Source organism: Lutimonas sp., from assembly GCF_051011215.1.
Classification (GTDB): domain Bacteria; phylum Bacteroidota; class Bacteroidia; order Flavobacteriales; family Flavobacteriaceae; genus Lutimonas.
The window spans coordinates 35629-54210 of record NZ_JBPCUJ010000132.1 but is presented as its reverse complement, the minus strand read 5'-3'; the positions used below and the strand labels follow the sequence as shown (position 1 = coordinate 54210).

At 36.7% G+C, this 18582-nt stretch carries 21 protein-coding genes and 1 tRNA gene; 17 read left to right on the top strand and 5 right to left on the bottom strand.

Translation table 11 applies throughout. From position 1 onward, the window contains the following. On the bottom strand, positions 1-1761 hold the full coding sequence (locus ACR2MV_RS12800) for a sensor histidine kinase (RefSeq protein WP_434022312.1): 1761 nt from the start codon (positions 1759-1761) through the stop codon (positions 1-3). Between the two features lie 354 nt (positions 1762-2115). Here ACR2MV_RS12800 and ACR2MV_RS12795 point away from each other — a divergent pair, with 354 nt between their 5' ends. The 4 genes from ACR2MV_RS12795 to ACR2MV_RS12780 all read left to right on the top strand — a co-directional run bounded on the left by ACR2MV_RS12795 (position 2116) and on the right by ACR2MV_RS12780 (position 5886). Further along, a complete protein-coding gene (locus ACR2MV_RS12795; RefSeq protein ID WP_434022311.1) occupies positions 2116-2508 on the top strand; it encodes a (deoxy)nucleoside triphosphate pyrophosphohydrolase in 393 nt (130 codons plus the stop codon). 131 nt (positions 2509-2639) lie between these two features. Further along, positions 2640-3470, top strand: coding sequence for an HAD family hydrolase (locus ACR2MV_RS12790; protein ID WP_434022310.1), 831 nt, complete (start codon positions 2640-2642; stop codon positions 3468-3470). 59 nt (positions 3471-3529) lie between these two features. Continuing rightward, a complete protein-coding gene (locus tag ACR2MV_RS12785; RefSeq protein WP_434022309.1) occupies positions 3530-4330 on the top strand; it encodes an aldose 1-epimerase in 801 nt (266 codons plus the stop codon). 26 nt (positions 4331-4356) lie between these two features. Next, positions 4357-5886, top strand: a complete 1530-nt coding sequence (locus tag ACR2MV_RS12780; RefSeq protein ID WP_434022308.1) for a serine hydrolase — start codon at positions 4357-4359, stop codon at positions 5884-5886. Here the strand turns inward: ACR2MV_RS12780 and ACR2MV_RS12775 are convergent. Then, positions 5856-6929, bottom strand: coding sequence for a flavin monoamine oxidase family protein (locus tag ACR2MV_RS12775; protein WP_434022307.1), 1074 nt, complete (start codon positions 6927-6929; stop codon positions 5856-5858). The genes ACR2MV_RS12780 and ACR2MV_RS12775 overlap by 31 nt on opposite strands. 239 nt (positions 6930-7168) lie before the next feature. Beyond that, positions 7169-7600 (bottom strand): hypothetical protein, encoded by a 432-nt coding sequence (locus ACR2MV_RS12770; RefSeq protein ID WP_434022306.1) that lies wholly within the window; start codon positions 7598-7600, stop codon positions 7169-7171. Positions 7601-7702: 102 nt separating this feature from the next. On the opposite strand from ACR2MV_RS12770, the gene ACR2MV_RS12765 reads away from it, so the two are divergent. From ACR2MV_RS12765 to ACR2MV_RS12710, 12 genes are all read left to right on the top strand, one after another. Further along, positions 7703-8581 carry a PPK2 family polyphosphate kinase gene (locus ACR2MV_RS12765; protein WP_434022305.1) on the top strand — a complete coding sequence of 293 codons (879 nt, stop codon included), beginning with the start codon at positions 7703-7705 and terminating at the stop codon, positions 8579-8581. Positions 8582-8634: 53 nt separating this feature from the next. Beyond that, positions 8635-9198, top strand: a complete 564-nt coding sequence (locus ACR2MV_RS12760; RefSeq protein WP_434022304.1) for a hypothetical protein — start codon at positions 8635-8637, stop codon at positions 9196-9198. Positions 9199-9302: 104 nt separating this feature from the next. Next, a complete protein-coding gene (locus ACR2MV_RS12755; protein WP_434022303.1) occupies positions 9303-9626 on the top strand; it encodes a hypothetical protein in 324 nt (107 codons plus the stop codon). 182 nt (positions 9627-9808) lie between these two features. Beyond that, positions 9809-10750 (top strand): sugar phosphate isomerase/epimerase family protein, encoded by a 942-nt coding sequence (locus ACR2MV_RS12750; protein ID WP_434022302.1) that lies wholly within the window; start codon positions 9809-9811, stop codon positions 10748-10750. Between the two features lie 225 nt (positions 10751-10975). Continuing rightward, positions 10976-11398 (top strand): SoxR reducing system RseC family protein, encoded by a 423-nt coding sequence (locus ACR2MV_RS12745; RefSeq protein ID WP_434022301.1) that lies wholly within the window; start codon positions 10976-10978, stop codon positions 11396-11398. Position 11399: 1 nt separating this feature from the next. Continuing rightward, positions 11400-12341 carry a Fe-S cluster domain-containing protein gene (locus ACR2MV_RS12740; protein WP_434022300.1) on the top strand — a complete coding sequence of 314 codons (942 nt, stop codon included), beginning with the start codon at positions 11400-11402 and terminating at the stop codon, positions 12339-12341. After that, entirely contained in the window at positions 12334-13662 is a 1329-nt protein-coding gene (gene rsxC, locus ACR2MV_RS12735) for an electron transport complex subunit RsxC (RefSeq protein ID WP_434022299.1), read from the top strand. The genes ACR2MV_RS12740 and rsxC overlap by 8 nt, the downstream gene beginning before the upstream one ends. Before the next feature lies 1 nt (position 13663). Then, entirely contained in the window at positions 13664-14671 is a 1008-nt protein-coding gene (locus ACR2MV_RS12730) for an RnfABCDGE type electron transport complex subunit D (protein WP_434022298.1), read from the top strand. 2 nt (positions 14672-14673) lie between these two features. Then, positions 14674-15261 carry an RnfABCDGE type electron transport complex subunit G gene (locus tag ACR2MV_RS12725; protein ID WP_434022297.1) on the top strand — a complete coding sequence of 196 codons (588 nt, stop codon included), beginning with the start codon at positions 14674-14676 and terminating at the stop codon, positions 15259-15261. Between the two features lie 4 nt (positions 15262-15265). After that, positions 15266-15874 carry an RnfABCDGE type electron transport complex subunit E gene (locus ACR2MV_RS12720; protein WP_434022296.1) on the top strand — a complete coding sequence of 203 codons (609 nt, stop codon included), beginning with the start codon at positions 15266-15268 and terminating at the stop codon, positions 15872-15874. Continuing rightward, positions 15875-16450, top strand: coding sequence for an electron transport complex protein RnfA (locus ACR2MV_RS12715; RefSeq protein WP_434022295.1), 576 nt, complete (start codon positions 15875-15877; stop codon positions 16448-16450). Positions 16451-16565: 115 nt separating this feature from the next. Continuing rightward, entirely contained in the window at positions 16566-16721 is a 156-nt protein-coding gene (locus tag ACR2MV_RS12710; RefSeq protein WP_434022294.1) for a hypothetical protein, read from the top strand. Between the two features lie 375 nt (positions 16722-17096). Here ACR2MV_RS12710 and ACR2MV_RS12705 read toward each other — a convergent pair. Beyond that, positions 17097-17170 (bottom strand) — tRNA-Arg (locus ACR2MV_RS12705). A gap of 211 nt (positions 17171-17381) precedes the next feature. Here ACR2MV_RS12705 and ACR2MV_RS12700 point away from each other — a divergent pair. Further along, a complete protein-coding gene (locus tag ACR2MV_RS12700) occupies positions 17382-17690 on the top strand; it encodes a hypothetical protein (RefSeq protein ID WP_434022293.1) in 309 nt (102 codons plus the stop codon). 32 nt (positions 17691-17722) lie between these two features. Here ACR2MV_RS12700 and ACR2MV_RS12695 read toward each other — a convergent pair whose 3' ends face one another. Beyond that, on the bottom strand, positions 17723-17932 hold the full coding sequence (locus ACR2MV_RS12695) for a hypothetical protein (RefSeq protein WP_434022292.1): 210 nt from the start codon (positions 17930-17932) through the stop codon (positions 17723-17725). Positions 17933-18582: the final 650 nt, after the last annotated feature.

The following is an 18582-nucleotide window of genomic DNA, read 5'->3' as shown; positions in this document are numbered from 1 at the left end:
TTATACGATTAAAGTTGCTTTGAATCCTTTATTCTTTTCAGATTGCAAGGTAATCTTTCCACGGAGGCTAATAATACGGTTTTCCGCATTTAGCAAGCCATTGTTCTTTTTGATGGCACAGCCTATACCGTCATCACTGTATTTAATGAGTACTTTTTTCTTTACTTCATCAAAAGTAAGTATCACTATCTGAGCCTGACTGTGTTTGCTCATATTGGTCATCAATTCTTGAATGACCCTAAATATCGCGGTTTTTTTCAAGGGATTAATTTTATCCCATTTAACCTTCTTTAAGCCTTTTGTGATAATGTTTATATCATCACTTTTATAATTCATTAATAAATCACTTATCAATTCTCCAAAGTCCTGATGTAGGTCCAATGCGCTGTGTTCTCTTGAGATATCACGGGTTTTCCGATAAATACCATCTAAATCATGGATCAATTGCTCTTTTTGAGAGGCTTCTTTTTCCATTTTACTCATGAGCAGGTAGACATCATTGGCCACTTCATCATGGACTTTTTTTGATATTCTTGATTCAGTAAGAACTACTTCTTCCAGTTTCTCTTTTTGGTATCTTTCTCGCAAGATTAATATGATAAAGGCAAAAACAAACATAGAGATCACACCCAGTGCGATGTAGATACTATTCATGCGCTTTGATTTTTCAAGCGCCAGTTGTTCTTCAATGCTCTTGGTTCTCAAAGCGATATTCTCAGACCTGTTGAGCTCCGAGTCATATTGAATCTTTTGATATTTGTTTGCCATTCGACTTCTCACCTGAAAAATACTGTCTTCCAAATGGATATATTCTCGGGCATATGTATTGTACTTTTTATCGTCGTTTTCATAAGATGCCATGAGTGCTTGTAAGGCCTCCAGACGGTCATCAACTGCATTTAGCTCAGTGGCTAAATGATACATTTTTTTAGCATGCATTCTTGATTTTGCCCTATTCGTTTTTAAGTAAAACTCAGACAAATGAGCATGACTTGTAACCTGAGCCGACTTATAATTTTCCTGTTCCCTAATTTCCAGGGCTGTTTGAAAATCCTTTTCCAGAGAAATACTTTGGGATTTTTTCCATTTGCTATAGGTAAGGTTATCCAAGACTCTTGAATATACTTTTGTATCCACACTTATATCCGAATCATTAAAAAGTGCCTGATTAATTGAAATTGAGGTGTCATAATCGCCTAATAACCGATAGACATTTGCCGTGTTTCCAACATATACCAACCGATTTTTTTTATTGTTAGTTGCTTCGGATGCTTTTTTATACCAATACAAGGCTTCTGTGTAATCTTGTTGCTTTTTTGAATTGATAGCCATGCAGTTGTACAGGCTGCCGAGTATTTGGCCTTTACTCTTGTTGTTCAAATAATTCAATCCATTAATGGCTAATTGATCGCTCTGATTATAACTGCCTGAATTGCTAAAGATGATTGCCATATTTAACAGTTTGCCAGCGACCTTCATACTATCCTTCAATTCAACATAGATCTTTTGAGACTTATTAAAGTATAAATAGGCCGAATCAGTGAAAAATAATCTATTATTATATATTCCCAATTTATTGTAAGCTGAAGCGAGGTAAACAGAGTCATTGGTTTGCCTTGCCAATAAAAGGAGTTTATGGGCGTAAAGCTTTGCACTGTCATTTTCTTTGAGACCTGAATGCAAAAGAGTTTTTTCAGATAGAATTTTTTTTAATAGACTGTTGTTCTCTTGCGCTTTTGAAAGTGTATATGCTTGGTTCAAGCTTTTTAGCCTGCTATCGTGGCTATTTGTGTCATTTATGGCAAAATTATAAAGTGAAATTATTTCTGAAGATGATCTGACAGGTTCATTCTTTTTATGCTTTTTTGAGTCTTGTGAGCATCCGAATAGGATAAGAATTAACAGTAAATAGCAGAGACAAGAGTACTTCATGTGGTTTTTTCAAGCCAGGCTAATATATATTTTTTCTTTTTAATTGCATAGCTTTAAAATGTAAATCTAAGAACCATTATGTAAAATTAATATGCCTTCATTTACTGTAATTTTGGAAAATGTTGATTGATACTGTTTTGAATCATTTATTTATTGTTTTTTTATAAACCCTAAAAATCAATTATGCTAAAAGTAGTGGCAGCTATTATAAAAAAAGAAAATGATCAATATTTGATCGCCAGAAGGGCCTCTCATAAACAACATGCCGGGAAGTGGGAATTTCCCGGTGGAAAAATTGAATCAGGAGAAACAGCTGAAATTGCTTTGCAACGAGAATTGATGGAAGAGTTAGGAGTCAATTCCAGTATCGGCCAGTTCGTTAAAAGTGTGGTATGCCATATAGGTACTTTGCACATCGAATTAATGGCTTATGAAGTAGCTCTAATCGATACAGATTTTAAGTTGACTGATCACGATAAATTTGCCTGGGTATTGATAGATGAAATAGAAAACTACAGGATGTCAAAAGCAGATCTTTCAATTATCGAGTATATCAAAGAATCTCATAAAAGGTGACGTTGTTCTCTGGTTTTTATAATTGAGAAGGATTGTATCTAGAACCGTTTATTCAATGTATATTTGCACGAAATTTAAATAGCTGCCATTCTAAACTTCTTTATTTAAAAGAACCACACAAAATCCTTTCCATGCAAACTAAATTGATTTGTTCTGATATTGACGGAACCTTATTGAATAAAGATCGCGAATTATCTGTTAAGACAATAGAAGTAATTAAAGGCTTGCCCTCAATTCCGTTTATTTTGATCTCATCACGGATGCCGCAGGCCATGGAGCACTTGCAGGCCGAACTAGACATCAGTGAATTGCCATTGATCTGTTATAATGGAGGTTTGATTCTCAAGAATAATGAGATAGTGCACAGTACCGAAATAGGGATAGATACAACTGCTGATCTTGTTGAATTTTGCAAGGATACAACTATTCATACCAGTTTATATCATGGAAGAGAGTGGTATGTGCCTGGGATGGATTACTGGGCAAACCGGGAAAGTAATAACACAAAAGTGCTTCCTGTGGTTCAGCAGCTTGAAAAAACCATAGATCGATGGGCAAGCGAAGGCAAAGGTGCCCATAAGATCATGTGTATGGGTGAACCGGAAGAACTGGATGCCCTTGTTGATTATATTGCAATAAACTATAGTGACTTGATCATTGGCTACAGGTCAAAACCAACTTATTTAGAAATATCGCCTAAGAATATTTCAAAAAAAACAGCCATAGATGCCTTGATCAAAAATAGCTACCCTGAGATTCAACTCGAAAATGTACTTGCTTTTGGCGACAATTATAATGATATCGACATGCTTCAAGCAGTAGGAACCGGAGTAGCTGTTGGGAATGCCATTCCAGAAGTGTTGGAGGTAGTAAATAAACAAACAGCTACAAACAAAGAAGATGGGGTAGCCCTATTCATTGAACGATTTCTATCAATGAATAAGGCCAGAAAAAGCGCCTAGCTATTGACATCATTGACTAAAAAGATTTGGTATATTTGTTTTGAATCAAAATCATACCTATGGTCAGTCAAATTGTAATTACAAGCCCTGATAAAGAATCAACCGTTGTAATTGACGATGGAGAGTTGGTGAGTTATAGTTTTTTTGGAGAAGAACTTATACATCAAAAAGGGGATCGAGGCTGGAGGAATGCTGATACCGAAATGTTTCCGATCATCGGCCCAACAGAAGCGAATAATTTTAGGGTACAAACAGATAGAGGTGAGGCCATTCAAGATCAGCATGGTTTGCTGCGAGAACTTGACTATAAAGTTTTAACAACAGCTTCTTCATCAGCAGAATTTTCAAAATCTTATAAAAAGAATTCAAAAGTAAAAAACTCAAAATTTCCGGAAAAATCAACAGAGGCAAGTTTGAGCTGGCCCTATGACTTTCACTTTAAAAAAAGCTTTCAACTGGATGATAAAAGTTTGCTGGTTTCATTTGAAGTGGATGCTGAAAAGGGAATGCCCTATATGTTAGGATACCATCCTGCTTTTAAGCTCTCGGGAAACAATACTGAATCATTGCTTGTAAAAGGATCAGGTATTTCTTTGCAAGACGTCTTGGATGTTGGTTCTATAGCCTATAAAGTTTTGAATACGGATGAAATTGTATTGAATAAACCAGATGGGGCAGATCTCCATCTTAGTACAGAAGGCTTTCATAATTTCATGTTGTGGACCGAAGTAAGCTCCATGTTGTGCATAGAGCCGATTACGGCCTATCCTTATACTGGCAGCGATTCTTTAGCACCTGAATTGTTTTTAGAACCGAATAAAGTCAGTCATTTTAAGATCAATATCAGACCGAATAAATAATAGTTAAAAAACAAAACAACCCCCTTATGAGAATCATGTATCGACTACTTTTTATTATTTGCTTCTTTTCAGTTTCTGTAATGGCTCAGCAGCCTGTAAATACCAAAGCACTGGATGCTTATTTTGAAAAAATGGTGAAAGATTGGGATTTGCCAGCAGCCTCGATAGGCGTTGTAAAAGATGGAGAATTGGTTTTTACCGGTAATTATGGAGTTCTTGAGCTAGGAAAAAAGGAAAAGCCTGACGAAAATACACTCTATGCCATTGCCTCAAATTCCAAGGCATTTACCTCTGCTATTATTGGAATGCTGGTGCAGGAAGGAAGCTTAAAATGGGATGATAAGGTAAAAACCTATCTGCCATATTTTGCCGTTTATGACGAGTGGGTAAGTGAACATGTTACCATCCGCGATCTGTTAAGTCATCGGGTAGGTTTGGGGACTTTTAGTGGGGATAATATTTGGTATAAATCTGATAAATCTGCCGAGGAAATAATTAAGAATATTAAATACGTTCCGAAGGCTTATGATTTTAGGGCAGGGTATGGCTATTCAAATTTGATGTATATAACTGCTGGAGAGATTATAGAAACGGTTACAGGTAAAAGCTGGGGTGAGAATGTTCAGGAAAGAATTTTTAAGCCCCTCGGTATGAATCGAAGCATTACTTCCTTACAACAACTAGAGATAAAAGGAAATTATGCTTCTCCTCATAAAAGAACTGAGAACGAAAATAGGGTGATAGACTGGGTTGATTGGGAAGAAGTAGCCGCTACAGGAGGTATTGTGTCCAGTGTTGCAGATGTATCAAAATGGATGATCTTTAATATGAATCATGGCATCCATGATAAAGACACCTTGTTAACAGCGAATACAAGAAATATGGTTTGGACACCGCATAATAATTTTAGGGTTGATCATACCAGCGAAAATGATTTTGGTCGACAATTCAGTGGCTATGGTCTGGGATGGGGCTTGAGTGATTATCACGGTAAAATGAGAGTAAGTCATACGGGAGGTTTTGATGGAATGATCACTGCCGTAACAATGATACCCGGTGAAAACCTTGGGGTCGTTGTATTGACCAACGGTACTAAAAGTCCTATAACGCCGGCTACCTATTATGCACTTGATCATTATTTAGGAGTGGAAACAAAAGATTGGTCATCAATATACTTGGACAGAGTCAATAGGTATTACGAAAATGATACCAGAATTGAGGATCGAAAAAAAGCGAGAATACAAAATACAAAGCCTAGCATTGAAGAAGATACGATTTTGGGAGCCTATCACTCTGACCTTGTCGGAAACATAAGCCTGTCAAAAGAAGGTGAAACACTGAAGCTGAAGTTTGAAGACCACCCCTTATTATCAGCAAGCTTAACGCATTGGCATTATGATACCTATGAAATTCATTGGGATGAAGATCAAGCCTGGTTTAGTTTTGGTACTATTAAGATCAATACTGATAATAATCTAAAAGTACTGGGATTTGATTTTGATGTACCCAATGATGATTTCTTTTTTTATGAATTGAAACCAGTTCGAGTAAAGTAGTTCTCGATATGTTGAGCAGTTTCTTTGGCACTTACAATAGCACCTTCCATATAGCCTGGAAATGACGACGCTGTTTCCGTCCCGGCAATAAAAAGTCGTCCATTCATAAATGAACTTCGATAGATCTGATGCCCGTTATTTTGATGTGGAAAAGGAGTCGTCTCATAAGGATAACTGGTCAAAGATTCTCTTTTCCATAGCACTTCGTCATACGAGATATAGGTCTTAGCTACTTCTCCATAATAGTGCTGAAGTTGTTGTATGATATGTGCAAGTCTTTCCTTTTTGGAGACCGAAAAATAGGCCGGGTTTACAAAGCCTTTTAGTGAAAATGTATCTTGCTTAAAATTAGAATGGTCATACATTTCCGTAACGGGCCCAGCATTACTAAATATGGTTCCGCTTAAAGGTTTTTTAAGCCAAAACGCTACTGGATAAGAGAGTGCAATTTTGATTGATTCACCCATCCAGGTATGTGTTTGTGTTAGAATATTGTTCACTTCATCAGGTAACGATGGCTTGGTCTCGATTGTTTTATGGAATAGAAATGGAGGAAGGGTAGAAACAACCAGTTTTGCTTTAAAGTCACCTTTATTGCTCTCAATGCCAATCTCATGATCTTCTTTTATGATGGAAGTCACTCTGCAATCATAAAGAAACTCTGTTCCATCCAGTTGTCGTAGCAACGATTCTATTAAAAAAGAACTGCCACCTTGTATTCTAAAACTAGGTTCCTGATGTAAAGGTAAAGGAACCTGTTGATGTGGATTGTTAGCCATGGGTTCATAAAAAGCGGATTCTCCCATAAACTGTTCAAATATGTTCAAACCTAAGTTCTTCAGTAACGAGAGTACTTCCCTATGATTTGTATGCATCCAGGTGGCGCCCATTTCAACCTGAACCTTATCCTTTTTGACAGTTAAAATACGACCACCACTTCGTTTGCGCCCCTCAACGATCAAAACATTAAGTCCTTGATTTTTTAAATAATAGGCAAGGACCAATCCAGTTAAGCCGGCACCAATAATAATTACATCCTTCATTTTCGTTTTTGAATAGGGACAATTAGACGCTAAAAATATCAATTAAAATTGTCATTGGGATATCTTTTTAAAGTGTTTACCTATCAGGACATTGCAATATATTTCTCAAGCTTCCGTTTAAATCGAATATTTAAATGATTGGTTCGGTTCGGTACTTTTCCCCTCAGAGTTGCTTGAATTGAGCCATGAGTTTAAATAAAATCAAAAAAAAGAAAAATTTTTGAGAGAAAGATGTAGTATTATGCTTCAATTACGATTTTATAACTTCGTTTTGAGAAATCTTTAGAAAAGCAAAACCCATCTCCTGTGCCAGTGATAACATCCAATAGTTTCACTTTTACCTTAAAATCATAGATTCCTTCTTTTAAAGGTATTCCATAAATTTCAAATACACGTCCGTCACTTCTGAAGTTGAGTCCTTCGGGGAGTATTCCGATTACAGAAAACTGGAAATCAAAAGTTTCTTCATCGGCATTCTGAACATATGCGGAGATGATTTCTGAATAACGGGCTCCCACTTTTCCTTGCAACAGGCCTTTCTCTGGAAGTTTCGGAACAATTTTTTGATTGCATTCTAAAAGTTCTTCTGTCAACATTTCACATGAACTTGTAAAGAATAGCAAGGGGAGGAGCAGTAATAGTCTTGATCTGAGGGGGAATAAAGATGCCATTTTTTATTATTTATTATCACTTAATTCAAATAGTATGCCATCTCGTTTAAAAATTGTTCTTTATCTTTAAACAATAGTGAAAAATATCTTAAAGCAGTTTCCATGAAAGAAATAAATACCGACATTTTTAAAGTAGAAAACACCATCAAATTAGCGGATAGACAAACAAGATTTGACATACAGGAAGATGATAAAAAGGTAGAAAATGAACTAAAGAAAACACGTAAAAAGCTGGGAAAGCTTCAGGATACTTTATATGCACATGGAAAATATGCAGTACTTATTTGTATTCAGGGCATGGATACAGCAGGGAAAGACAGCATGATTCGCGAAGTATTTAAAGATTTCAATTCTCGTGGTGTTGTCGTTCATAGTTTTAAAGTGCCAACTCCACTTGAATTAGGCCATGATTACCTCTGGCGTCATTATATAGCTTTACCTGCCAAAGGTAAGTTTGGCATATTTAATAGAACACATTATGAAAATGTACTGGTCACCAGAGTACATCCTGAATATATTCTGGGTGAAAACATTCCTGGTATCCATTCGGTAAATGATATTGACCAGAATTTTTGGGATGACCGGTTTGAACAGATTAATAATTTTGAAGATCACCTTGCTAAGAACGGAACGATTATTTTTAAATTCTTTTTGCATCTCTCCAAAGAAGAACAGAAAAACAGACTTCTGAGACGATTGGAAAAAGAAGAAAAGCATTGGAAGTTTTCACCTGGTGATTTAAAAGAACGAAAATTATGGGACAAGTATCAAGCATGTTATCAAGAGGCAATTAACAAAACCTCCAGGGAACATGCTCCTTGGTTTACGATACCTGCGGATAATAAACCTCTGGCACGTTATATTGTGGCAAAGACTTTATTGGACACCTTGAAAACCTATTCTGATATTAAAGAACCGGACCTTGATGACAAGATCAAAGCGCATCTTGAAAGCTATAAAAAACAGTTGAGAGAAGAGTAAGCCGAATATGAATGAAGTGTTCGTCAGCGCACTGTTAATTAAAAAAGAAAATTATGAACAGATTTATCTATTATACGTTGATCTTATTATTCATGATCGCTTGTAAGCAAGAGACAAAGACAAATGAATATATTGATGCACCCATTGATGCACCCTTGCCTGTGGAAACTGAATTAAATTTAGATGAGACTGTCAAACCGGATGCAGGGCCTCAATTCCCCTTGTCGTATATAATCGATTATAAAGGTAAATATGCCAAGCAGGAAAATCTGTTTGGAAAAGGTCTATTGGCACAGAGGTTGCAAAAAATGGAGAGATTCAATTATGAAGCCTTACTTCAAAACTATCAGACGGAAACAAAAATCACCATCATTAATAATATTGTTCACATGAGTGGTTGCAAACAACATAGTTGTCCCAGTAATGCCTATGATTTCTTTATAGACCTAGAAAACGATAATATCAATATCTATTATTTCAGAAATAATATGTTACGAGTTTACAATGAAAAAGGCTTTATAGACCTTCCGCAGGAATTTTCGGAGGAAATGGAAATTAAAAAAAGCAATGCCGGTATTGGAGATACTTCAGGGATAGAATCAAGTTACGAGTTATAATGTAAGGAGAGCCTTGAAGCAGATTTTTTGATTTTTCATATACTAAATACTGATATTTAGAGTTTTACTAGAAGGAGCATTGTTTAATTGCACCCTTTAAAACTATGAATATAATCCTGTTAATTGATGTTGGAAGTACGATTTTGGTGATCATCACCCTTATTTTATGGATTGCCATCATCATCGAGAAATTTGTGCATCCTGCATATAAAGATTTTTTCAGAGGAAGCAGGTTATGGCCCAATGACGATGATGAAAGACGTCGCCTCAAAAAATGCATACAAGGAGTAGGGCTTTATTATTTTACTGCCGTATTAATCATGTTGTTTTCACCTGCTATGGCTATGCTCATGGGCTTTGGTGGAATATTTTATACGGTAGCCCTTTACTATTGGCTGGTCATTGTAAAAAGGGAAAAGCGAAACTAAAAAAGGAAGCATACCCAAACAAACGTAAACGCTTCCGGACTTTACCTGACTCCTCTATTATGAGAAGAAAGCAAACTAAAGTTCCTTGCCCTTAACTCAATTTATTTCAATATTTTTATCAGATCATGCGCTTTGGTTATCGGAGCCATAATGAATAGAAATGTATTTTCCTTTATAAGTAAATGGGCCAGACAAGAAGAAATTTTGCAAAAAAGATTACGATCGCTTCATTGGGATTTCCATTCATATCTGTACCAACAGATGTTTTTCCTCAGCCAGAAAACGACTTGGAGATCAATATTTTCTCAAAGCATTTGCAGTTTTTAGATGTGAAAGGTGCTGCGCAAGTGGCCGCAGAACTAGGTTTTGATGGCATTGATCTCACTGTAAGACCCAAAGGACATATCGAACCCGAATCTGTCTCAAGGGACCTGGTACATGCGATAAAGAGTATAGAGACAGCAGGTTCTTCCTGCAAGATGATTACTACTGCGATTGAAAAAGCAAGCAAGCCCTTAGATCAAGAACTTATTCGGATGGCCGGTAAGACAGGAATTGAATTTTACAGGTCCAATTGGTTTAAGTATTTTGATGACAGATCGATGGAGGCTTCTATAGAACTGTATCAGAATGAAATTCAACAATTAAGTGAATTAAATCGTCAAAGTGGCATTATTGGCTGCTATCAAAACCATGCTGGTACAAAAATTGGTGGCTCCTTTTGGGAGTTACAAATGCTACTTGAATCTGCAAATAAGGAATATTTTGGGGTACAATTTGATATCAGGCATGCAGTTGCAGAAGGAGGCTACTCCTGGGAGAACGGGCTTCGATTGTTGCATCAGAATATTAAAACCATTGTTCTCAAAGATTTTAAATGGGCTAAAAGGAACGGTAAATGGTTGCTGGTAAATGTTCCGATCGGTGAGGGGATGGTTGATTTTCAAACCTATTTTAAACTTCTAAAATCCTACGACTTAAAACCGCCCGCTTCATTACATCTTGAATATCCACTTGGAGGAGCCGAAAAGGGAAAAGATGCCATCAGTATTGATAAAAAAGCTGTTTTTAATGCGATGGAAAAAGATCTGAAAACTATTCGTGACTTATGGGCAGCAGCTTGATAGATATTTCTTCAGCTTGCTTATTGGCAGATGTACCGTCTGAAACATAGTCTCATCAGATCGCAAGGGACCTAAAAAAAGATACATACTTGTAATTTTGAGATGATAGCTGACAATGGTCATATTCTATAACTATTCATTGTACTAATTTTGTCTGTAGAAGTTGCCAAAAGATTAAATATCCATAAAGATGTATGGCTCTTAACTTCTATTTATGAGTAGTTTATGCAGCATTTAGGAACCATATCGAAAATAACTGATTCAACCATTACCGTTGCGCTGGAAGCGAATATCAATTGTGAAGGTTGCAAAGCCAAAGCAGCCTGTGGTGTTTCTGAATCAAATGCCAAGGAAATAGAAATTGAAAATACACAACAGATTTCCACCACTAGTAGTACGCCTTATAATCTTTACGAAGAAGTAGCGGTGATCATGGAGGAAAGTAAGGGTTTAAAGGCCGTGTTTTGGGCTTATATCTTCCCCTTTATTTTAATGATAAGTACATTGTTTATTAGTTCCTTATTTGTTTCAGAGGCAAAAGCGGGAATCTTATCTTTAGTTGCCTTGCTTCCTTATTACCTGCTGATATTTTTACTCAATTCTTTTTTTAAAAAAAGATTCAAAGTAACCTTGTTTAAATTGACATAGAATGACATTATCTATTGTATATAGCGCCGTTTTACTTGCCTCCATAGGCTTGGTAGCGGCCACTATATTGTATATAGTTTCCAAGAAGTTTTACGTATATGAGAATCCATTAATAGCGGATGTTGATGAGATTCTACCTGCCGCGAATTGCGGGGGATGTGGTTCACCCGGCTGTAAGGCATTTGCAGAGAAATTAGTGAACACCGAAGATATATCTGATCTGTTTTGTCCGGTGGGAGGAAATGATGTGATGAAAGAGGTGGCAGTACTATTAGAAAAGGAAGTGGCCGAAAAAGATCCGACGGTGGCGGTTTTACGTTGTCAGGGAGGTTGCGATGTCAGACCAAAAACAACCATATATCAAGGGCCTCGATCATGTGCTATCTCTTCATTGGTCTATGGCGGGGAAACAGATTGTCAATATGGATGTTTAGGTGATGGAGATTGTGTAGATGTTTGTGATTTTGATGCCATGTACATGGATGAAAAAACAGGCTTACCTGTCATTATTACAGACAAATGTACTTCTTGCGGCGCTTGTGTTAAAGCCTGCCCAAGAGATATTATTGAAATGCGTCCAAAAAACAAAAGAGACCTTAAAATTTTTGTAGGCTGCCTTAATGAAGACAAAGGAGGTATTGCCAGAAAAGCTTGTAACGTAGCATGTATCGGTTGTAATAAATGTGAAGAAATATGTCCAAAAGACGCCGTGGTCATGACGGATACACTGGCATATATAGATCCACATCTCTGTACCTTATGCAGAAAATGTGTGGATGTTTGTCCTACTGATTCCATCATAGAAACGAATTTTCCACCAAGAAAAAACAGAGAGCCTAAAGTAGCAAAAAAGAAAGCCCCGAAAAAAGTTGTTAAAAAAACAACTCCAGTTGTAAAAACAACAGAAGAAGTTAAATCTGAAAAACCAAGTGCAAATGCTTAAAACATTTCCAAAAGGTGGAATTCATCCGGCTGAGAATAAAATCACTTCAGCCAAGGTGATCAAGCGTATGTCTGTTCCCAAGGCAGTTTATGTGCCTATAGCTCAGCATATTGGTATCCCTTCTGAAATAATCGTTGAACGTAAACAAAAAGTTGAAATTGGCCAGGTCATTGCAAAGTCGAGCGGCTTTGTATCTTCTAATATTCATGCTCCTGTAGCCGGAACGGTTACAAAACTTGATATGATCGTGGATAGCAGTGGTTATAAAAAACAGTGTATTGTTATCAGAACAGATCAAAAGAATGACACGAATTTTGAAACTGTCAATTATCCTTTAAAAAAGGAAATTCAGATGGAATCACAGGAGATTTTAAAACATATCTCGGATTCAGGTATCGTTGGTCTGGGAGGTGCTACTTTCCCTTCGCATGTAAAGTTAGACCTTAAAAATGATCATAAGGTGGATTGTTTAATTATCAATGGGGTTGAATGCGAACCTTATTTAACAGCCGACCATAGATTGATGCTGGAAAAAGCAGCTGAAATTGTCGTTGGAATTCAGATATTGATGCGTGCACTGCATATCGAGAGTGCTGTTATCGGTATTGAGAATAATAAAAAGGATGCCATAAAAGTACTTAAGGTAGCGGCTATGACTGATCCGCGCATTAAAGTAGCCGCTTTAAAGGTAAAATATCCTCAGGGCAGTGAGAAACAACTGATAAAATCAATTCTGAATAGGGAAGTCCCAAAAGGAGGCCTACCCATGGATGTAGGAGTCATCGTTCACAATGTGGGAACTATTTTTGCCATTTATCAGGCAGTACAATACAACCAGCCTTTGATTGAGAGAGTTGTGACAGTTACCGGAAAAAAAGTTGAAGATGCTTCGAATTTTTGGGTGAGAATCGGAACACCGATCAAAGATCTTGTTCAGGAAGCTGGCGGCTTACCGGAAGGGACGCGTAAAATTATCAACGGAGGTCCCATGATGGGTAAAGCCATAAAGAATACAGATGTTCCTGTGACCAAAGGAACCTCAGGCATCTTAATTATCAATCAGGAGGAAGCGAGCCGACAAGAATCTAAGAATTGCATTCGTTGCAGTAATTGTGTTTTTGTTTGTCCAATGGGTCTTGAACCTCATTTATTGATGAATCTTTCAGAAAAAGGCTTGTATGAGCGAGCAGCTTCAGAAGATATTATGACGTGTATCGAATGCGGATCCTGTAGCTATGTATGCCCATCGCACAGACCCCTGCTGGACTATATCAGATTTGGAAAAAACATCGTGAAGAAACTTGAAACAGCGAAGAATTAATATGGAAGAGAAAATAATCATATCGGCCTCGCCTCATGTACATTCAGACAGAACCTCTAAAAGGCTTATGTATGATGTGCTTTATGCTCTGATACCAGCATTTATGGTTTCAATTTATGTTTTTGGGATCAGTGCTTTGATCTTAACTTCAGTAGCTATTATATCCTGTATTGTTTTTGAATACCTGATCCAGAAATTTTTATTTAAAACGGCTGTCTCAATTACAGATGGTTCGGCCTTGATAACAGGAATTCTGCTGGCCTTTAACCTGCCTGCAAATTTGCCTATTTGGATGATCGTTTTGGGAAGTTTAGTGGCCATAGGCGTAGCAAAAATGTCCTTTGGAGGTCTTGGTTTTAATATTTTTAATCCAGCACTAGTAGGGCGTGTGTTTTTATTAGTCTCCTTTCCGGTACAAATGACCTCCTGGCCAACTCCTTTTGAAAATAATACCAAAATGGCAGATGCTGTAACAGGTGAGACGACCCTGGGGATCATAAAAGAAGGGCTTCTTTACGGAGAAACCATGTCTACCTTAGCAGATAAGATTCCTGCAACTACTGATTTATTGTTAGGAATAACCAGTGGTTCTGCCGGTGAAATGTCTGCCTTGGCTCTTATCATCGGAGGACTGTACTTACTGATAAGAAGAGTGATTACCTGGCATATACCAGTAACGATTCTCGCTACAATGGCTTTGATGACAGGTATTTTCTGGTTTATAAATCCTGAACAATTTGCCAGCCCGTTGATACATATACTTTCAGGTGGTGCGGTATTGGGAGCATTCTATATGGCTACTGATTTAGTAACGAGCCCTATGACCAAAAAAGGAATGATCATTTTTGCGATAGGCATAGCTGTTATCACTGTTGTGATCCGTTTATATGGGGCTTACCCTGAGGGCATATCTTTTGCCATATTAATCATGAACGCCTTTGTACCCTTGATTAACACCTACTTTAAACCCAGACGTTTCGGAAATAAGATTCAAGCAAAAATCGTGTAATTATGTCAAAGAAAGCATCCACATTTTTAAGTATGACACTCACACTTTTTGTGACAACGCTCGTTGCAGGAGTTTCCCTGGGGTTTATAAATGATATTACCAAAGGACCCAAGGCACGGGCTAAATTAGAACGAAAAATAAATGCCTTGAGAAGCGTATTGCCAGAATTTAATAATAATCCTGTTGAAAGCGTGCAGCTGTTAAAATCCGAGCTGGCAAAAGACAGCGTTGAAGTTTATACTGCCTCTTTGGATGAAAATGAAGTAGGTACAGCCATTGTTGGTTCATCAGAAAAAGGATTTAGCGGTCTTGTAAAAATAATGGTGGGTTTTAACACAGATGGAAGTATCAACAATATAGAAGTGTTAGAACAGAAAGAAACGCCAGGTCTTGGCACCAAAATGAAGGATGAAAAATTTATCCGTCAATTTAAAGGGAAACACCCTTCAACTTTTAATCTTAAGGTAAAAAAAGACCAGGGAGATGTTGACGCTTTAACCGGTGCAACCATTACCACTAGGGCCTTTGGAGAAGCAACTCAAATGGCTTATGACATATTTGAGGACAGACAAACGGGATCAAAACAATAAGCATATGGCAGTAGAGATGAGTCAAAAACAAAATTTTCTAAAAGGAATCATTCAGGACAATCCAGTCTTTGTAATGCTATTGGGAATGTGTCCTACCCTGGGTGTAACTTCATCCGGCTTTAATGGCCTGGGTATGGGTATCGCCACCATGTTTGTCCTTCTGATGTCAAATATCGTAGTGTCACTGATCAAGTCACAAATTCCGAGTAAGGTCAGGATTCCCGCATTCATAGTCATTATCGCTTCATTCGTAACCATTGTTGAAATGGTATTGGAAGCTTTTATTCCTTTTCTATATGAGCAGTTAGGAATCTTTATCCCATTAATTGTGGTAAACTGTTTGATTTTGGGAAGGGCAGAGGCTTATGCTTCCAAAAATAACTTATGGTCATCTATTATTGATGCCTTAGGTATGGGGATTGGATTTACCATTGCCTTGACTGTATTAGGGCTGGTGAGAGAATTGTTAGGGAATGGCAGTTTATTTGACTTGAAGCTGGTTTCAGAAGATGCGAGTACCTTAATTTTATTTATTCTTCCTCCAGGTGCCTTTATCGCCCTGGCCTATCTCAGTGTCCTTTTTAATAAAATAGCAATTAAAACAAACGAATAGATGGACTATATAATCATACTTATTGCTGCTGTTTTTGTCAATAATATAGTGTTGGCACAGTTTCTGGGTATCTGCCCATTTTTGGGAGTATCCAATAAGGTATCAACATCTGTTGGAATGTCAGGGGCGGTATTATTCGTTATGACCATTGCCACCTTGGTAACGTATCTTTTACATGAATTTATTTTGGTACCTACGGGATTAGATTATTTGAGAACGATTACATTTATATTGGTAATTGCAGCCTTGGTGCAAATGGTCGAAATCATGTTAAAAAAAATCAGTCCACCCTTGTATCAGGCTTTGGGTGTGTTCTTACCATTGATCACAACCAATTGCGCCGTATTGGGTGTTGCCATCCTTGCTTTAGGACTGGAAAATGTAAGCTTGCTCAAAGCAGTTTTTTTCGCCATTTCTCATTCCATTGGTTTTGCCTTGGCTTTGATTGTTTTTGCCAGTATCAGGGAGCAATTGGAACTTGCAGACTTGCCGAAAGGAATGAAAGGAGTACCGATTAATTTATTGGTGGCTGGACTACTTTCTTTGGCCTTTTTAGGTTTTACAGGATTGGTGTAAGGGGAGGATTGAATGTCGGGCAATTAATACTCTGTTGATATCATATTTTTTGTTATATTGCTATCGTGTTGATTTATAATTGATAAGAATAGTTAATCCCTCTAAAAACTTGAATATGAAAACAGAACTACACGAAGATTCAAATAGTACACCACAAATTGGCAGTTTTGCTAGAAGAAGTTATAAAATTTATCTCGAACATTACAAGTCGAGAAATTTAAAACCAGCCTTGTCTATGGATGAGTTTTTACAGAATTACACAACTGCTTAAGGCTTTATTGATTTCCGTAAATCAAACATCTTCATTCTTACATTTGAAGGGGTTACTCGCATGATCCTTAATATCATCCGTTTTGAGAATAACAAAAGTTCATCTTCTTTGCAGAAGTTTACATACTTGTTCTAAATTCCTTATTCCTTATTCCTTATTCCTTATTCCTTATTCCTTATTCGAAATTCGAAATTCAAAACTCAACGGGGATTACTTGCGTGATCCTAAATGCCATCCGTTTTGAGAATAACAAAAGCCATTCCGTCTATCGACGGATGTTCTTTTTTATTTGTCGAATCCTTAAGCAAATAAATTTGCTACGGTTTCTCCAAATAAAAAAGCCTCACAAACTGTGAGGCTTTTATTATTCATCCGTGATCGCGATAGGATTCGAACCTATGACCGTCTGCTTAGAAGGCAGATGCTCTATCCAGCTGAGCTACGCGACCATTTGATGGTTTACTTAAAACAAGAATGACTTAAAAAGACCTTATGCTTATCTTAAGCGGGTGCAAATATAAACTGACATTCCAAATAAAACAAACTATATGTTATAATTTTTTAGGAATTTCATTCGCTCAAATGCTTCGTTAGGTAGCCTATTCTGCCGAGATAAAAAAATCCGTATCTTTAGCGTGTAAATCATTAACCCCCCTTATGATGATGAAACCACTACACTTGCTCTTAAGCATACTGTTTATTCCATTCATTCTTTCTGCCCAAGTGCGCATTACCAATGAAAAAGTCGAAGAGATTATAATTCAATTGGAAAACTCTGAAGTGGATGATCTCGAGGTGAAAACCATAAAAAAATGGAAGGCACTTGAACTAAGTCATGAAATGAAGCCACAAATGAATTACAATGTTGTTCTGGTAAAGTATTGGGCAAAAGGAGAAAAGAAAACTGTAATAATAGATATGAATCTTGTTCCTATCAGATATGATGAGATTAATAGAATGGTGGAGTGATGACAATCATGGAAGTATAACTATGGAGCTGATTATTCCTTCAAATGTTCATCCGTTTGATCTATAGGATAATCCTTTTGTTCGTACACATATTTAATAAAGAAGAAAGAGAAATAGATCCCAGCAATTCCCAAGCCTAAAAAGGCCACAATCTCTAAACCTTGAATCAATCCTACAATTGAAAACAAAGCAGTTATTAATATAACGCCTGCGATTATTCTAAAATGTTCAACCTTTGACATAGTATTTGTTTGTAACAATAACGTGATAATATGTTCAAATCGTATGCCAGTCTTCTTTATTTATTCACAAATCATCGTTAATAAACCCTTAACGTTCTCTTAAAACATGCTATAAGTCCGGGATATTTCTTTAGAGAGTTCTCTCAAAGTAAAATTCATTGGTCAGTTTGTTCTACAAATCTTGTTTAAGAAAAATGCCTTAAGATTCAATTTCAATTTGTTGTGCAGAATAATTCATTATAGCCCGCTTAATAGGCTCTTTAAGTTAAATCACTTTGATTTTTCAGGACACCTACAGCATGAAAAAGAGGGTAGAATCTTCTCATTGAGCATAATTGTTCATGTAAAAAGTAAATAAATTAGACAAAAATATCAATAGACTCTTGTTTTGTTCATATTTATGTGTATATTTGTTAAACAATAAATTGATTGACATGAGTTTTTTAATTCTTTTTACTGCCAACTACGGAATCTTTTCCTCTAGCATAAGGGAGAATTTTAATTGCTCAAAAATATGTTTTTCATTGACCCTAACAATGAAAAACTGTGAGAGTTTTACATTTAATTTGATATCAAGTGTTTTCTTTAAATGCAAGGATTTAAGCGTTTCATCGGTCACTATGACTGATTTGTTAAGAATGCGAAAAGAC

Coding starts and splice junctions, on each gene's coding strand:
- ACR2MV_RS12695 (WP_434022292.1), bottom strand. CDS start 17,932: ATGTCAAAGGTTGAACATTTTAGAATAATCGCAGGCGTTATATTAATA.
- ACR2MV_RS12770 (WP_434022306.1), bottom strand. CDS start 7,600: ATGGCATCTTTATTCCCCCTCAGATCAAGACTATTACTGCTCCTCCCC.
- ACR2MV_RS12700 (WP_434022293.1), top strand. CDS start 17,382: ATGATGAAACCACTACACTTGCTCTTAAGCATACTGTTTATTCCATTC.
- ACR2MV_RS12780 (WP_434022308.1), top strand. CDS start 4,357: ATGAGAATCATGTATCGACTACTTTTTATTATTTGCTTCTTTTCAGTT.
- ACR2MV_RS12750 (WP_434022302.1), top strand. CDS start 9,809: ATGGGCCAGACAAGAAGAAATTTTGCAAAAAAGATTACGATCGCTTCA.
- ACR2MV_RS12790 (WP_434022310.1), top strand. CDS start 2,640: ATGCAAACTAAATTGATTTGTTCTGATATTGACGGAACCTTATTGAAT.
- ACR2MV_RS12745 (WP_434022301.1), top strand. CDS start 10,976: ATGCAGCATTTAGGAACCATATCGAAAATAACTGATTCAACCATTACC.
- rsxC (WP_434022299.1), top strand. CDS start 12,334: ATGCTTAAAACATTTCCAAAAGGTGGAATTCATCCGGCTGAGAATAAA.
- ACR2MV_RS12785 (WP_434022309.1), top strand. CDS start 3,530: ATGGTCAGTCAAATTGTAATTACAAGCCCTGATAAAGAATCAACCGTT.
- ACR2MV_RS12765 (WP_434022305.1), top strand. CDS start 7,703: ATGAAAGAAATAAATACCGACATTTTTAAAGTAGAAAACACCATCAAA.
- ACR2MV_RS12795 (WP_434022311.1), top strand. CDS start 2,116: ATGCTAAAAGTAGTGGCAGCTATTATAAAAAAAGAAAATGATCAATAT.
- ACR2MV_RS12755 (WP_434022303.1), top strand. CDS start 9,303: ATGAATATAATCCTGTTAATTGATGTTGGAAGTACGATTTTGGTGATC.
- ACR2MV_RS12725 (WP_434022297.1), top strand. CDS start 14,674: ATGTCAAAGAAAGCATCCACATTTTTAAGTATGACACTCACACTTTTT.
- ACR2MV_RS12740 (WP_434022300.1), top strand. CDS start 11,400: ATGACATTATCTATTGTATATAGCGCCGTTTTACTTGCCTCCATAGGC.
- ACR2MV_RS12730 (WP_434022298.1), top strand. CDS start 13,664: ATGGAAGAGAAAATAATCATATCGGCCTCGCCTCATGTACATTCAGAC.
- ACR2MV_RS12720 (WP_434022296.1), top strand. CDS start 15,266: ATGGCAGTAGAGATGAGTCAAAAACAAAATTTTCTAAAAGGAATCATT.
- ACR2MV_RS12715 (WP_434022295.1), top strand. CDS start 15,875: ATGGACTATATAATCATACTTATTGCTGCTGTTTTTGTCAATAATATA.
- ACR2MV_RS12710 (WP_434022294.1), top strand. CDS start 16,566: ATGAAAACAGAACTACACGAAGATTCAAATAGTACACCACAAATTGGC.
- ACR2MV_RS12760 (WP_434022304.1), top strand. CDS start 8,635: ATGAACAGATTTATCTATTATACGTTGATCTTATTATTCATGATCGCT.
- ACR2MV_RS12775 (WP_434022307.1), bottom strand. CDS start 6,929: ATGAAGGATGTAATTATTATTGGTGCCGGCTTAACTGGATTGGTCCTT.